The 13,723-nt window shown below is 65.6% G+C and carries 23 protein-coding genes; all 23 read left to right on the forward strand.

The window, feature by feature from the left end:
- Positions 1–28: 28 nt before the first annotated feature.
- Positions 29–2,128 carry an elongation factor G gene (gene fusA / locus ACIBKY_RS00950; RefSeq protein WP_379614542.1) on the forward strand — a complete coding sequence of 700 codons (2,100 nt, stop codon included), beginning with the start codon at positions 29–31 and terminating at the stop codon, positions 2,126–2,128.
- Between the two features lie 116 nt (positions 2,129–2,244).
- Positions 2,245–3,438 carry an elongation factor Tu gene (gene tuf / locus ACIBKY_RS00955; protein WP_379614540.1) on the forward strand — a complete coding sequence of 398 codons (1,194 nt, stop codon included), beginning with the start codon at positions 2,245–2,247 and terminating at the stop codon, positions 3,436–3,438.
- Between the two features lie 267 nt (positions 3,439–3,705).
- Complete coding sequence (gene rpsJ / locus ACIBKY_RS00960) at positions 3,706–4,014, forward strand: 30S ribosomal protein S10 (RefSeq protein WP_012887830.1); 309 nt, start codon at positions 3,706–3,708, stop codon at positions 4,012–4,014.
- Positions 4,015–4,028: 14 nt separating this feature from the next.
- Entirely contained in the window at positions 4,029–4,682 is a 654-nt protein-coding gene (rplC, locus tag ACIBKY_RS00965) for a 50S ribosomal protein L3 (protein WP_184958077.1), read from the forward strand.
- Entirely contained in the window at positions 4,679–5,335 is a 657-nt protein-coding gene (gene rplD, locus ACIBKY_RS00970) for a 50S ribosomal protein L4 (RefSeq protein ID WP_379614538.1), read from the forward strand. The genes rplC and rplD overlap by 4 nt, the downstream gene beginning before the upstream one ends.
- A complete protein-coding gene (rplW, locus tag ACIBKY_RS00975) occupies positions 5,335–5,637 on the forward strand; it encodes a 50S ribosomal protein L23 (RefSeq protein ID WP_379614536.1) in 303 nt (100 codons plus the stop codon). Before rplD ends, rplW begins: the two co-directional genes overlap by 1 nt.
- Before the next feature lie 90 nt (positions 5,638–5,727).
- The gene (gene rplB, locus ACIBKY_RS00980; RefSeq protein WP_184958074.1) at positions 5,728–6,564 is read left to right on the forward strand and encodes a 50S ribosomal protein L2; all 837 of its coding nucleotides are present in this window, start codon (positions 5,728–5,730) and stop codon (positions 6,562–6,564) included.
- Between the two features lie 11 nt (positions 6,565–6,575).
- Complete coding sequence (rpsS, locus tag ACIBKY_RS00985) at positions 6,576–6,854, forward strand: 30S ribosomal protein S19 (protein ID WP_184958073.1); 279 nt, start codon at positions 6,576–6,578, stop codon at positions 6,852–6,854.
- A gap of 29 nt (positions 6,855–6,883) precedes the next feature.
- Positions 6,884–7,237 (forward strand): 50S ribosomal protein L22, encoded by a 354-nt coding sequence (gene rplV, locus ACIBKY_RS00990; RefSeq protein WP_379614534.1) that lies wholly within the window; start codon positions 6,884–6,886, stop codon positions 7,235–7,237.
- The gene (gene rpsC, locus ACIBKY_RS00995; protein ID WP_397093431.1) at positions 7,237–8,097 is read left to right on the forward strand and encodes a 30S ribosomal protein S3; all 861 of its coding nucleotides are present in this window, start codon (positions 7,237–7,239) and stop codon (positions 8,095–8,097) included. Before rplV ends, rpsC begins: the two co-directional genes overlap by 1 nt.
- Positions 8,098–8,099: 2 nt before the next feature.
- The gene (gene rplP, locus ACIBKY_RS01000; protein ID WP_184958070.1) at positions 8,100–8,519 is read left to right on the forward strand and encodes a 50S ribosomal protein L16; all 420 of its coding nucleotides are present in this window, start codon (positions 8,100–8,102) and stop codon (positions 8,517–8,519) included.
- On the forward strand, positions 8,519–8,758 hold the full coding sequence (gene rpmC / locus ACIBKY_RS01005; protein ID WP_184958069.1) for a 50S ribosomal protein L29: 240 nt from the start codon (positions 8,519–8,521) through the stop codon (positions 8,756–8,758). Before rplP ends, rpmC begins: the two co-directional genes overlap by 1 nt.
- Positions 8,751–9,032: a 30S ribosomal protein S17 gene (gene rpsQ / locus ACIBKY_RS01010; protein ID WP_184958068.1), complete on the forward strand. Its 282-nt coding sequence runs from the start codon at positions 8,751–8,753 to the stop codon at positions 9,030–9,032. The genes rpmC and rpsQ overlap by 8 nt, the downstream gene beginning before the upstream one ends.
- A 205-nt stretch (positions 9,033–9,237) precedes the next feature.
- Positions 9,238–9,609, forward strand: a complete 372-nt coding sequence (gene rplN, locus ACIBKY_RS01015; protein ID WP_043623452.1) for a 50S ribosomal protein L14 — start codon at positions 9,238–9,240, stop codon at positions 9,607–9,609.
- 11 nt (positions 9,610–9,620) lie between these two features.
- Positions 9,621–9,917 carry a 50S ribosomal protein L24 gene (rplX, locus tag ACIBKY_RS01020; protein ID WP_379614716.1) on the forward strand — a complete coding sequence of 99 codons (297 nt, stop codon included), beginning with the start codon at positions 9,621–9,623 and terminating at the stop codon, positions 9,915–9,917.
- On the forward strand, positions 9,917–10,492 hold the full coding sequence (gene rplE / locus ACIBKY_RS01025; RefSeq protein WP_184958066.1) for a 50S ribosomal protein L5: 576 nt from the start codon (positions 9,917–9,919) through the stop codon (positions 10,490–10,492). The genes rplX and rplE overlap by 1 nt, the downstream gene beginning before the upstream one ends.
- A 3-nt stretch (positions 10,493–10,495) precedes the next feature.
- A complete protein-coding gene (locus tag ACIBKY_RS01030; protein ID WP_020542298.1) occupies positions 10,496–10,681 on the forward strand; it encodes a type Z 30S ribosomal protein S14 in 186 nt (61 codons plus the stop codon).
- Between the two features lie 251 nt (positions 10,682–10,932).
- Entirely contained in the window at positions 10,933–11,331 is a 399-nt protein-coding gene (rpsH, locus tag ACIBKY_RS01035; RefSeq protein ID WP_184958065.1) for a 30S ribosomal protein S8, read from the forward strand.
- Between the two features lie 16 nt (positions 11,332–11,347).
- A complete protein-coding gene (gene rplF / locus ACIBKY_RS01040) occupies positions 11,348–11,890 on the forward strand; it encodes a 50S ribosomal protein L6 (protein WP_397093434.1) in 543 nt (180 codons plus the stop codon).
- Between the two features lie 2 nt (positions 11,891–11,892).
- Positions 11,893–12,276, forward strand: a complete 384-nt coding sequence (gene rplR / locus ACIBKY_RS01045) for a 50S ribosomal protein L18 (RefSeq protein WP_184958063.1) — start codon at positions 11,893–11,895, stop codon at positions 12,274–12,276.
- Positions 12,277–12,328: 52 nt separating this feature from the next.
- Positions 12,329–12,961, forward strand: coding sequence for a 30S ribosomal protein S5 (rpsE, locus tag ACIBKY_RS01050; RefSeq protein WP_379614526.1), 633 nt, complete (start codon positions 12,329–12,331; stop codon positions 12,959–12,961).
- A 2-nt stretch (positions 12,962–12,963) separates the two neighbouring features.
- Entirely contained in the window at positions 12,964–13,146 is a 183-nt protein-coding gene (gene rpmD, locus ACIBKY_RS01055; RefSeq protein ID WP_049572666.1) for a 50S ribosomal protein L30, read from the forward strand.
- 2 nt (positions 13,147–13,148) lie between these two features.
- Positions 13,149–13,604 carry a 50S ribosomal protein L15 gene (rplO, locus tag ACIBKY_RS01060; RefSeq protein WP_184958061.1) on the forward strand — a complete coding sequence of 152 codons (456 nt, stop codon included), beginning with the start codon at positions 13,149–13,151 and terminating at the stop codon, positions 13,602–13,604.
- The last annotated feature ends 119 nt before the right edge of the window (positions 13,605–13,723 follow it).

Here is a 13,723-nt window from a genome sequence, read left to right on the forward strand (position 1 = left end):
TCGACGAGACGACGAGGACGCGAGAGAAGTGGCCGCAACGACCGCTCTTGACCTGGCCAAGGTCCGCAACATTGGGATCATCGCCCATATCGATGCGGGCAAGACCACGACGACCGAGCGCATCCTGTTCTACACCGGTATCAACTACAAGATCGGTGAGGTCCACGATGGCGCTGCCACCATGGACTGGATGGAGCAGGAGCAGGAGCGCGGCATCACGATCACGTCCGCCGCGACGACTGCCGAGTGGGACGGTCACACGATCAACCTGATCGACACCCCGGGCCACGTCGACTTCACCATCGAGGTTGAGCGCAACCTGCGCGTCCTCGACGGCGCGGTCACCGTGTTCGACGGTGTCGCGGGTGTCGAACCGCAGTCCGAGACGGTGTGGCGGCAGGCTGACCGCTACGGCGTTCCGCGCATCTGCTTCGTGAACAAGATGGACCGCGTCGGCGCGGAGTTCCACCGCTGCGTCGACATGATGGTCAGCCGGCTGGCGGCGACGCCGGCGGTTGTCCAGCTTCCGTGGGGCGTCGAGGCCGGCTTCAAGGGCGTCATCGACCTCATCCGGATGAAGGGCCTGCTCTGGAGCGAAGAGGCGGCCAAGGGCGAGATGTACGACGTCGTCGACATCCCGGCCGACCACGCCGAGATCGCTCGCGAGTGGCGCGACCGTCTGGTCGAGACCGTCGCCGAGAACGACGACGAGCTGATGGAGCTCTACCTCGACGCCGTCGAGCCCACCGAGGAGCAGCTCGTCGCGGCCATCCGCCGCGCGACCCTCGCCAGCGCCATCAACCCGGTCCTCACCGGCACCGCGTTCAAGAACAAGGGCGTGCAGCCCCTGCTCGACGCCATCGTCGCCTACCTCCCGGCGCCAACCGACATCCCGGCCTTCAAGGGCCACGCGGTCGGCAACGAAGAGGAGATCATCGAGCGGCACGCGGACCCCGAGGAGCCCTTCTCGGCGCTGGCCTTCAAGATCATGAGCGACCCCCACCTGGGCAAGCTCACCTACCTCCGCATCTACTCGGGTTCGCTCGAGACCGGCTCGCAGGTTCTCAACCCTGTGAAGGGCCGTAAGGAGCGGATCGGCAAGATCTACCAGATGCACGCCAACAAGCGCGAAGAGCGCCCGTCGGCGTACGCCGGTCAGATCGTCGCCGTCATGGGTCTGAAGGACACCACGACCGGTCACACGCTCTGCGACGTGAACAAGCCCGTGGTCCTCGAGTCGATGACCTTCCCGGCCCCGGTCATCCAGGTCGCGATCGAGCCCAAGACCAAGGGCGACCAGGAGAAGCTGTCCACCGCCATCCAGCGTCTGGCCGAGGAGGACCCGTCCTTCCGCGTCCAGCGTGACGAGGAGACCGGTCAGACGATCATCTCCGGCATGGGCGAGCTCCACCTGGAGATCATCGTCGACCGCATGCGCCGCGAGTTCAAGGTCGAGGCCAACGTCGGTCGTCCGCAGGTCGCCTACCGCGAGACCATCCGCCGCAAGGTGGAGAAGGTCGACTACACCCACAAGAAGCAGACCGGTGGTTCCGGTCAGTTCGCGCGGGTCATCATCAACCTCGAGCCGCTCGGCGAAGGCAACGACGGCTACGAGTTCGAGAACAAGGTTTCGGGCGGTCGCGTGCCGAGGGAGTACATCCCCTCGGTCGACGCCGGCGCCCAGGAAGCCGCCGAGTTCGGCGTGCTGGCAGGCTACCCGATGGTGGGCGTGAAGGTGACGCTGACCGACGGTGCCGCCCACGACGTCGACTCGTCGGAAATGGCCTTCAAGATCGCTGGCTCGATGGCCTTCAAGGAGGCCGCGCGCAAGGCGGACGCTGTGCTTCTCGAGCCGATGATGGCCGTCGAGGTCACCACGCCCGAGGACTACATGGGTGACGTCATCGGTGACCTCAACGGCCGCCGCGGTCAGATCCAGTCGATGGACGAGCGCTCCGGCGCCCGCGTCATCACCGCCCTGGTTCCGCTGTCCGAGATGTTCGGCTACGTGGGTGACCTTCGTAGCAAGACGCAGGGCCGCGCGAGCTACAGCATGCAGTTCGACTCCTACGCGGAGGTGCCGCCCGGCATCGCCAAGGAGATCGTCGCGAAGGCCCGGGGCGAGTAGTACGAACCCCGGAGTCCCTGGTGGGGCGGTGCGAGCCGCCTCACCGCCCAGGGGCCGGGTAACTTCCCGGGCCCGAGTGTGAAGTAAGTCAGTCAGATTCTCTAAGGAGAGAACCAGTGGCTAAGGCCAAGTTCGAGCGGACTAAGCCGCACGTGAACATCGGCACCATTGGGCACATCGACCACGGCAAGACCACTCTGACCGCGGCGATCACCCAGGTGCTGCACAAGCGCTTCCCCGAGATCAATGAGGCGACCCCGTTCGACAAGATCGACAAGGCGCCCGAGGAGAAGGCTCGCGGCATCACGATCTCGATCGCGCATGTCGAGTACCAGACCGAGAAGCGCCACTACGCTCACGTGGACTGCCCCGGTCACGCCGACTACGTGAAGAACATGATCACCGGTGCTGCCCAGATGGACGGCGCGATTCTGGTGGTCGCGGCGACCGACGGTCCGATGCCCCAGACGAAGGAGCACGTCCTCCTGGCCCGCCAGGTCGGCGTTCCCTACATCGTCGTGGCGCTCAACAAGTCCGACATGGTGGACGACGAGGAGATCCTGGAGCTCGTCGAGCTCGAGGTTCGTGAGCTCCTGTCCGCTCAGGAGTTCCCCGGCGACGACCTCCCCGTGGTCCGCGTCTCCGCGCTCAAGGCGCTGGAGGGCGACACCAAGTGGGAGGACAGCATCATCGAGCTGATGACCGCTGTCGACGAGAACGTCCCCGAGCCGGTCCGTGAGACCGACAAGCCGTTCCTGATGCCGGTCGAGGACGTCTTCTCGATCACGGGTCGCGGCACCGTCGTCACCGGTCGTATCGAGCGCGGTGTGGTCAAGGTCAACGAGACCGTCGACATCATCGGCATCAAGGAAGACAAGACCACCACTACGGTCACCGGTGTCGAGATGTTCCGCAAGCTGCTCGACGAGGGCCAGGCCGGTGACAACGTCGGTCTGCTCCTGCGTGGCATCAAGCGCGAGGACGTCGAGCGCGGTCAGTGTGTCATCAAGCCGGGCACCACGACCCCGCACACCGAGTTCGAGGCTCAGGTCTACATCCTGGGCAAGGACGAGGGCGGCCGCCACACGCCGTTCTTCAACAACTACCGCCCGCAGTTCTACTTCCGTACGACGGACGTGACCGGCGTGGTGAACCTCCCCGAGGGCACCGAGATGGTCATGCCGGGCGACAACACCGAAATGCGCGTTGAGCTGATCCAGCCCATCGCCATGGAGGACGGTCTGAAGTTCGCGATCCGTGAGGGTGGCCGCACCGTCGGCGCCGGTCGCGTGACGAAGATCCTCAAGTAGCACGATTCGCCGGGGCGGCGGTCGGCCTCATCACAGGGCCGGCCGCCGATCCGCGAAAGCTCCAGCACGGCTCCACGCAAAGCCGTGATCTCGCAGTGGCTTCGGACGACCGCAGGTTGTGACCGAAGTAACTGCCGGATCACGGAAGAAAACGGCAGATCGTATGCGTCTGCTACGTGGGGTTATCGGGCGGTTTCGCCCGTATGAACAGCGGCAACAGGCCGCACGATACTTTTTCAGACGACAGCGAAGGACACCGAGGCCACTATGGCGGGACAGAAGATCCGCATCCGGCTTAAGGCCTATGACCACGAGGTCATCGATAGCTCGGCCAAGAAGATCGTCGAGACGGTGACGCGGACTGGCGCGAAGGTCGCGGGCCCGGTGCCGCTGCCGACCGAGAAGAACGTGTACTGCGTCATCCGCTCGCCGCACAAGTACAAGGACAGCCGCGAGCACTTCGAGATGCGCACGCACAAGCGGCTGATTGACATCATCGACCCCACGCCCAAGACCGTCGACTCGCTCATGCGTCTCGACCTCCCCGCGGGCGTTGACATTTCGATCAAGCTCTGAGGGAACGCACTGACATGGCTAAGACGATCAAGGGCGTCCTGGGCAAGAAGCTCGGCATGACCCAGGTCTTCGACGCGGACAACCGGATGGTTCCGGTGACCGTGGTCGAGGCCGGTCCGTGCGTGGTGACCCGCGTCCGCAGCGCTGAGAAGGACGGCTACTCCGCCATCCAGCTCGGCTTCGGGCAGGTCGACCCCCGGAAGGTCAACAAGCCGCTCGGCGACTACCTGCGTAAGCACGACATCACCCCGCGCCGTTACTTTGCGGAGATCCGCACCGACGACGCGAGCGACTACACCCTGGGCCAGGAACTGCTGGCCGACACCTTCGAGGCCGGCCAGTACGTCGACGTGACTGGCAAGTCCAAGGGCAAGGGCTTCGCCGGTGTCATGAAGCGCCACGGCTTCAAGGGCCTGGGCGCCTCGCACGGTACGCAGCGCAAGCACCGCTCGCCGGGTTCCATCGGTGGCTGCGCCACCCCGGGCCGCGTATTCAAGGGTCTTCGCATGGCTGGCCGGATGGGTAACGTCCGCACCACCGTGCAGAGCCTCAAGGTTCACGCCGTGGACGCCGAGAAGGGCCTCATCCTGATCAAGGGTGCGATCCCCGGCGCCAACGGCAGCCTGGTCCTCGTCCGTACCGCTGCCAAGAAGGGGGCTGCCAAGTGAGCACCACTATTGACGTCCTCGACGCCAGCGGCGCGAAGACCGGCACGGTTGACCTCCCCGAGAACATCTTCGGGGTCAAGGTCAACGTTCCGCTGATCCACCAGGTGGTCGTGGCCCAGCTCGCCGCTCGCCGGCAGGGCACCCACAAGGCCAAGACCCGTGGTGAGGTCCGTGGCGGCGGCAAGAAGCCTTACCGCCAGAAGGGCACCGGCCGCGCCCGTCAGGGTTCGACCCGCGCGCCCCAGTTCGCCGGCGGTGGCGTCGTCCACGGTCCGGTCCCGCGCGACTACTCGCAGCGGACCCCGAAGAAGATGAAGGCCGCCGCCCTGCGTGGCGCCCTGTCCGACCGGGCGTCCGGCAACCGCGTTCACGTGGTCAGCACGCTGGTCACGGGGGAGACCCCGAAGACCAAGGCCGCCCTCGAGGCGCTGCGTAAGATCACCCAGGCTCCGCGCGTTCTCGTCGTCGTCGACGAGGCCGACGAGCTGACCTGGATGAGCCTGCGCAACGCTCCGGAGGTCCACCTGCTGGACGCCGGGCAGCTGAACACCTACGACGTGCTCGTCCACGACGACGTGGTCTTCACGCAGGAGGCCTACGACCAGGTCGTCGCGCGGCTTTCGGTCGAGTCGAGCAAGAAGGAAGACGCCTGATGGAGAAGATCGCCGACCCGCGCGACGTCATCATCAAGCCGGTCGTCTCCGAGAAGAGCTACGGCCTGATCGATGAGCACAACAAGTACACGTTCCTGGTCCGTAAGACCGCGAACAAGACTCAGGTGAAGATTGCCGTTGAGCAGATCTTCGGGGTCAAGGTCAGCAGCGTGAACACCATCAACCGGCAGGGCAAGCGCAAGCGCACCCGCACCGGTTTCGGCAAGCGTCCCGACACCAAGCGCGCGATTGTGAGCCTGGTCGAGGGCGATCGGATCGACATCTTCGGTCAGATCGGCTAGTGCTCGCCGTACATAGCTAGAAAAGGGCGAACCGCCGCACATTCGTGCGGCGGGCTCTCCCATGTAACCGACAAAGGATGAACGAAAAAGATGGGCATCCGTAAGTACAAGCCGACGACCCCGGGTCGCCGCGGCTCGAGTGTCTCGGACTTCTCCGAGATCACCCGCAGCACGCCCGAGAAGTCGCTGCTTGCGCCCCTTCACAGCAAGGGCGGCCGCAACGTACACGGCCGGGTCACCGCTCGCCACCAAGGCGGCGGTCACAAGCGCGCCTACAGGATCATCGACTTCCGCAGGCATGACAAGGACGGCGTTCCGGCCAAGGTCGCTCACATCGAGTACGACCCCAACCGGACCGCCAACATCGCTCTGCTGCACTACGCCGATGGTGAGAAGCGCTACATCATCGCTCCCACCGGCCTCAAGCAGGGCGACCGGATCGAGAACGGCCCTTCGGCCGACATCAAGCCGGGCAACTGCCTGCCGCTGCGCAACATCCCGACCGGTACCTTCATCCACGCGGTGGAGCTCCGTCCGGGCGGTGGCGCCAAGCTGGGTCGTTCCGCCGGTGCGCAGATCCAGCTGCTCGCCAAGGAGGGCCAGTACGCCACGCTGCGTATGCCCTCCGGCGAAATGCGCATGGTTGACGTGCGTTGCCGCGCGACTGTCGGTCAGGTGGGCAACGCCGAGCAGGCCAACATCAACTGGGGCAAGGCCGGACGTATGCGGTGGAAGGGCAAGCGCCCGACCGTCCGTGGTGTCGCGATGAACCCCGTCGACCACCCCCACGGTGGTGGTGAGGGTAAGACCTCCGGTGGTCGCCACCCGGTCAACCCCAAGGGCAAGCCCGAGGGCCGTACCCGTCAGGCGAACAAGGCCAGTGACAGGCTGATCATCCGCCGTCGGTCCAAGAGGAAGAAGCGGTAGGAGCAGCCACAATGCCACGTAGCCTTAAGAAGGGCCCCTTCGTGGACGACCACCTTCAGAAGAAGGTCGAAGTCCAGAACGAAAAGGGTTCCAAGAACGTCATCAAGACGTGGTCGCGCCGGTCGATGATCGTGCCCGACATGCTCGGTCACACGATCGCCGTGCACGACGGCCGCAAGCACGTCCCGGTGTTCGTCACCGAGTCGATGATCGGCCACAAGCTCGGCGAGTTCGCGCCTACGCGGACGTTCCGCAGCCACGTCAAGGAAGACCGCCGCAGCCGGCGATAAACAGCCTTCAGAAGTAAGAGGAGTAAGCGATGGAAGCCAGGGCTCAGGCGCGGTTCGTCCGTGTCACGCCCCTCAAGGCCCGCCGTGTGGTGGACCTTATTCGCGGGCTGCCCGCTTCGGAGGCGCAGGCCGTGCTGCAGTTCGCTCCCCAGGCGGCGAGCGAGCCGATCTACAAGGTGCTCTCGAGCGCGATGGCGAACGCGGAGCACAACTTCAAGCTCGACCCCGAATCGCTCGTCGTGAGCCGTGCGTGGGTCGACGAGGGCCCGACGCTGAAGCGGTTCCGTCCGCGTGCCCAGGGTCGCGCCTATCGGATCAACAAGCGGACGAGCCACATCACCGTGATCGTGGAATCCCGCGAGCCGAAGGGAAGGACCCGATAGTGGGCCAGAAGGTTAACCCGCACGGGTTCCGCCTCGGCATCACGACCGACTTCAAGAGCCGGTGGTACGCCGACAAGCTGTACAAGTCATACGTCGCCGAGGACGTGTCGATCCGCCGCATGCTGCAGAAGGGCATGGAGCGGGCCGGCATCTCCAAGGTCGAGATCGAGCGCACGACGGACCGCGTACAGGTGGACATCCACACCGCGCGTCCCGGCATCGTCATCGGCCGCCGCGGCGCCGAGGCCGACCGGATCCGTGGCGACCTGGAGAAGCTGACCAAGAAGCAGGTTCAGCTCAACATTCTCGAGGTCAAGAACCCGGAGATCGACGCTCAGCTGGTGGCTCAGGCCGTCGCCGAGCAGCTGTCCAGCCGTGTCTCGTTCCGCCGCGCCATGCGCAAGGCGATGCAGTCGGCCATGAAGTCCGGCGCCAAGGGCATCCGTGTCCAGTGCTCCGGTCGTCTGGGCGGCGCCGAGATGTCCCGGTCGGAGTTCTACCGCGAGGGCCGCGTGCCGCTGCACACCCTTCGCGCGGACATCGACTACGGCTTCTACGAGGCCCGCACGACCTTCGGCCGTATCGGCGTGAAGGTCTGGATCTACAAGGGCGAGGCTCCGACCAGCCGCGCCGAGCGTGAGGCGGCTGCCGCCGGTGCTCGTGCCGGCCAGCGTCGTGAGCGCGACGACCGTCGTGGTGGTGGCGGCGGCGACCGTCCGCGTCGTGGTGGTGGCGCCGGTGGCGCTCGCCGCGGCGGCGGTGGCGGTGGCCGTGGCGACCGCGCCCCCCGCACCGAGGCGGCCGCACAGGCTGCCCCCGAGACCGGCCCGGCTGCGCAGCCGGGTGCTGAAGGGAGCTGACCATGCTGATCCCGCGCAGGGTCAAGCACCGCAAGCAGCACCGGCCCGACCGCAGTGGCGCCGCCAAGGGTGGCACCAGGGTCACGTTCGGCGAGTTCGGCATTCAGGCGATTGAGCACTCTTACGTGACCAACCGCCAGATCGAGTCCGCGCGTATCGCGATGACCCGCCACATCAAGCGTGGTGGCAAGGTGTGGATCAACATCTACCCCGACCGTCCCCTCACCAAGAAGCCCGCCGAGACCCGCATGGGTTCCGGTAAGGGTTCGCCGGAGTGGTGGATCGCCAACGTCAAGCCCGGACGCGTGATGTTCGAGCTGTCGGGTGTCGCGGAGCCTGTGGCTCGTGAGGCGCTCAAGCGCGCGATCCACAAGCTGCCGATGAAGTGCAAGATCGTCAAGCGTGAAGTGGGTGAGGCGTGATGGCCAAGAGCCTGACCGCCGGCGAGCTGCGGGTGGAGGACCAGGACACCCTGGTCCAGAAGCTCAAGGAAGCCAAGGAGGAGCTGTTCAACCTCCGCTTCCAGTCAGCGACCGGTCAGTTGGAGAGCCACGGGCGGCTGCGCGCCGTTCGCCGCGAGATCGCCCGCATCTACACCGTGATGCGCGAGCGCGAGCTCGGCATCGTCACGGTGGTTGAGAAGGAGTCGAGCGATGGCTGAGACCGAGACCACTGAGACGACGCAGCGGACCTTCCGCAAGGTCCGCGAGGGCCTGGTCGTCAGCGACAAGATGGACAAGACCGTCGTCGTCGCTGTCGAGGACCGCGTCAAGCACCGTCTGTACGGCAAGGTCATCCGCCGTACGACCAAGTACAAGGCACACGACGAGGCCAACGCCTGTGGCGTCGGCGACCGCGTGCTGCTCATGGAGACCCGCCCGCTCTCCGCTACCAAGCGGTGGCGCGTGGTGGAGATCCTCGAGAAGGCGAAGTAGGGCCTGCTCGGATATATGCGCGCCTCGTGGGGGCTGTCTCGACAGCCCCCATGACGGCGTCCAAGGACGTGGCCGTCGTACGGCTGCCGCGTCGCCTGCGGTGCGGCCTCTCTCCCTGAGAGGGGCTGTGGCCGGGGGAACAAGACAACGACAGGTTCCGCCAGGCTCAGCTCGCTGAGAACCGGCGCGACTAACAGGAGTAACAGTGATCCAGCAGGAGTCGCGACTCAAGGTCGCCGACAACACGGGTGCCAAGGAGATTCTCTGCATCCGCGTTCTCGGTGGCTCGGGTCGACGCTACGCGGGTATCGGCGACGTGATCGTCGCCACGGTTAAGGACGCCCTCCCCGGCAGCACGGGCGTCAAGAAGGGTGACGTGGTCAAGGCCGTCGTCGTCCGCACGGTCAAGGAGCGCCGCCGGCCTGACGGCTCCTACATCCGCTTCGACGAGAACGCCGCCGTCATCATCAAGGACAGCGGTGACCCTCGTGGCACTCGTATCTTCGGCCCGGTCGGCCGCGAGCTGCGCGACAAGAAGTTCATGCGCATCATCTCGCTCGCTCCGGAGGTGTTGTAATGCCGAAGTTCCTGCACGTGAAGAAGGGTGACCTGGTTCAGGTCATCGCCGGCAAGGACAAGGGTGCCAAGGGCCGGGTGATCGCCTCCCTCCCGCACGAGGACCGTGTGGTGGTCGAGGGCGTCAACCTGATCAAGAAGCACTCGAAGGAGACCAACCAGGGTCCGCGTGGCGCCAAGCAGGGCGGCGTGCAGACCATGGAGGCCCCCATCCACGTGAGCAACGTGAAGAAGCTCAAGGACGACAAGCCCGCGGAGAAGAAGGCCGACGAGAAGAAGGCCGACGCTTCGGAGGGTGAGGACAGCTGATGACTGCCACGACCACCGAGACCGAGCGTCCGACGCCGCGCCTCAAGACGAAGTACCGCGAGGAGATCATCGCGAAGCTTCGTGAGGAGTTCGGCTTCGAGAACGTCATGCTGGTGCCCGGTCTGACCAAGATCAAGGTCAACATGGGTGTCGGCGAGGCCGCTCGCGACTCCAAGCTGATCGAGGGCGCTGTCCGCGACCTCACGGTGATCACCGGCCAGAAGCCGGCCGTCGTCCGCGCCCGCAAGTCCATCGCGCAGTTCAAGCTGCGTGAGGGCATGCCGATCGGCGCGCACGTGACCCTTCGCGGCGACCGGATGTGGGAGTTCCTCGACAGGCTGCTGTCGCTGGCGCTGCCCCGTATCCGTGACTTCCGCGGTCTGTCGCCGAAGCAGTTCGACGGCAACGGCAACTACACCTTCGGTCTGACCGAGCAGGTCATGTTCCACGAGGTCGACCAGGACAAGGTCGACCGGCCGCGGGGCATGGACATCACGGTCGTGACCACCGCGAAGAACGACGACGAGGGCCGGGCGCTGCTGAAGCTCCTCGGCTTCCCTTTCAAGGAGGCCTAAACGATGGCGAAGAAGTCGCTGATCGCCAAGGCGGGGCGTAAGCAGAAGTTCGAGGTCCGGGCATACACCCGTTGCTCTCGCTGTGGCCGTCCCCGCGCCGTCTACAGGAAGTTCGGCCTGTGCCGTGTCTGCTTCCGCGAGATGGCGCACCGGGGCGAGCTGCCCGGCATCACCAAGTCCAGCTGGTAGGTACTCTAAGGGGCGGCCGTTCTCCGGCCGTCCCTGGAGTGCGCCGGCCGTACTTTCCAGATATATCCAAACTGGGTGCTCCGTCGGAGCGCCCGTGACCACGCCGAAGGTCCACCGGTAGAGCGCGGAGAGGTAGCCGAAGCGGGCACCGAGGGAGGGCATTCGCCCACCCCGAGGTGCGAGCCGAGGCGGACTCGACCATCAGATGCGACTTCACCGACTGGAAACCGCGGCGAGGAAGGCCGTTGGCCATGACGATGACCGACCCGATCGCAGACATGTTGACGCGTCTGCGCAATGCGAATTCGGCATATCACGACAGCGTGACCATGCCGTATTCCAAGATCAAGGCGCACATCGCCGAGATCCTCCAGCAGGAGGGTTACATCCAGGCCTGGACCGTTGAGGACGCCAAGGTCGGAAAGAACCTCGTGGTGGAGCTCAAGTTCGGGCCGAGCCGTGAGCGTTCGCTCGCGGGGCTGCGCCGGGTTTCCAAGCCCGGGCTGCGTGTATATGCGAAGAAGGACAACCTGCCTCGAGTTCTGGGCGGGCTGGGCGTCGCGATCATCTCGACGTCTGGCGGGCTCATGACCGACAAGCAGGCCGGCAAGCGTGGCGTGGGCGGCGAAGTCCTCGCCTACGTCTGGTAGAGGGGAGGAACACAGCATGTCGCGAATCGGACGGCTGCCCATCCCTGTGCCCAGTGGCGTAGACATCACGATCACCGGCCAGGACGTCCAGGTCAAGGGCCCGAAGGGCACGCTTTCTCACACGGTGGCCGAGCCCATTTCGGTGGCTCGCGCCGAAGACGGGACCATCTCGGTCTCCCGTCCCAACGACGAGAACAAGGTCCGTGCGCTGCACGGCCTGTCTCGCACGCTCATCGCCAACATGGTGCAGGGTGTCACTCAGGGCTACTCCAAGAGCCTTGAGATCGTCGGTGTTGGTTACCGCGTTCAGGCCAAGGGCCCGTCGCAGCTGGAGTTCGCTCTCGGCTTCAGCCACCCGGTGATCGTTGACGCTCCCGAGGGTGTCTCCTTCCGCGTCGAGAAGCCGACGCTGTTCCACGTGGACGGCATCGACAAGCAGAAGGTCGGCGAGGTCGCCGCGAACATCCGCAAGCTGCGCAAGCCCGACCCGTACAAGGGCAAGGGTGTGCGGTACCAAGGCGAGCAGATCCGCCGCAAGGTCGGAAAGGCTGGTAAGTAGGCATGGCTGGCAAGACTGCGTACAGCAAGCACACGGCTGCCCGCACCGTCTCGCGGGCCCGCCGACACGGCCGCGTCCGCAAGAAGGTCGTCGGTACGGCGGAGCGTCCGCGCCTCGTCGTCAACCGCTCGACCCGGCACCTGTTCGTCCAGATCGTGGACGACTCCAAGGGTCACACGCTGGTCAGCGCCTCGACCATGGACGCCACGCTGCGTTCGGCCGAGGGCGACAAGACCGCGAAGGCCAAGAAGGTCGGCGAGCTCCTCGCTCAGCGGGCCAAGGATGCCGGTATCACCGCTGTCGTGTTCGACCGTGGTGGTAACCGCTACGCGGGCCGTATCGCCGCTCTGGCGGACAGCGCCCGTGAAGGCGGGCTCGAGTTCTGATGAGGAACCGAGGATCGCAACTGATGGCAACAGCTGAGAAGAGGAACCACTGATGGCTGCAGCTCCGCGTCGCGGTGGCGGCACCGGTGGCGAGCGGCGGGACCGTCGCGACGACCGCCGCGGTGGCGCCGCCGACAAGGGCGTTTCGTACATCGAGCGCGTAGTGAAGATCAACCGAGTGGCCAAGGTCGTGAAGGGTGGTCGTCGCTTCAGCTTCACCGCCCTGGTAGTCGTCGGTGACGGCAACGGCCTGGTCGGCGTCGGCTATGGCAAGGCCAAGGAAGTTCCCGCGGCCATCGCCAAGGGTGTCGAAGAGGCGAAGAAGCACTTCTTCCGCGTACCTCGCATCCAGGGCACCATTCCGCACACCGTGCAGGGCGAGGAGGCGGCAGGCGTCGTCTTCCTGCGTCCGGCCTCGGCCGGTACCGGCGTCATCGCCGGTGGCCCGGTGCGCGCGGTCCTGGAGTGCGCGGGCATCCACGACGTGCTGTCCAAGTCGCTCGGCTCGGACAACCCGATCAACATCGTGCACGCCACGGTCGCGGCGCTGCGGGGTCTTTCGACTCCCGAGGCGATCGCGGCCCGTCGTGGCCTGCCGATCGAGGACGTCGCTCCCAAGGCGATGCTCAAGGCGCGCGCCGAGGGTATTGCCGAGGCTGCCGCGGCGGCTAAGGCGGTGAGCTAGTCATGGCACGCCTGAAGATCACTCAGGTTCGCTCGAAGATCGGTGGCAAGCAGAACCAGCGTGACTCGCTGCGTTCGCTTGGCCTGAAGCGAATCGGCGACGTCGTCGTCAAGGAGGACCGTCCCGAGATCCGTGGGATGGTCTCCGTGGTGACGCACCTCGTCGTGGTGGAAGAGGTCGACTAGTCATGACTGACAAGGCTCCGCTCAAGATTCACGACCTGCGTCCGGCTCCTGGATCCAACAAGTCGAAGGTCCGCAAGGGCCGCGGCGAGGCGTCCAAGGGCAAGACCGCGGGTCGCGGCACCAAGGGCTCGCGGGCCCGCACGACGGTTCCCCTCGGTTTCGAGGGTGGCCAGGTGCCGCTGCAGCGCCGTCTGCCGAAGCTGAAGGGCTTCTCCAACGCGCTGTTCAAGACGACGTACCAGGTTGTCAACCTGGACAAGCTCGGCGAGCTGTTCCCCGACGGTGGCGAGGTCACCGTCGAGACGCTGGTCGCCAAGGGCGCCGTCCGCAAGAACCAGCCGGTGAAGGTCCTCGGCACCGGTGAGATCTCCGTCGCGGTGAACGTGCAGGCTCACGCCTTCTCGGGTTCCGCGAAGGAGAAGATCACCGCTGCTGGTGGGTCCGTTACCGAGCTGTAAGACCGCTATGACGAGGCGTGGGGGCCCTGACCATGGGCCCTCACGCCCGTAGTGCGTTAGAGTTCGCGAGACGGCAGGCATCTGTCCGGCTCGAATTGACTTGACACTTCAAATGGCAG

This window comes from Nonomuraea sp. NPDC050394, assembly GCF_044459065.1.
Taxonomy (GTDB): Bacteria; Actinomycetota; Actinomycetes; order Streptosporangiales; family Streptosporangiaceae; genus Nonomuraea.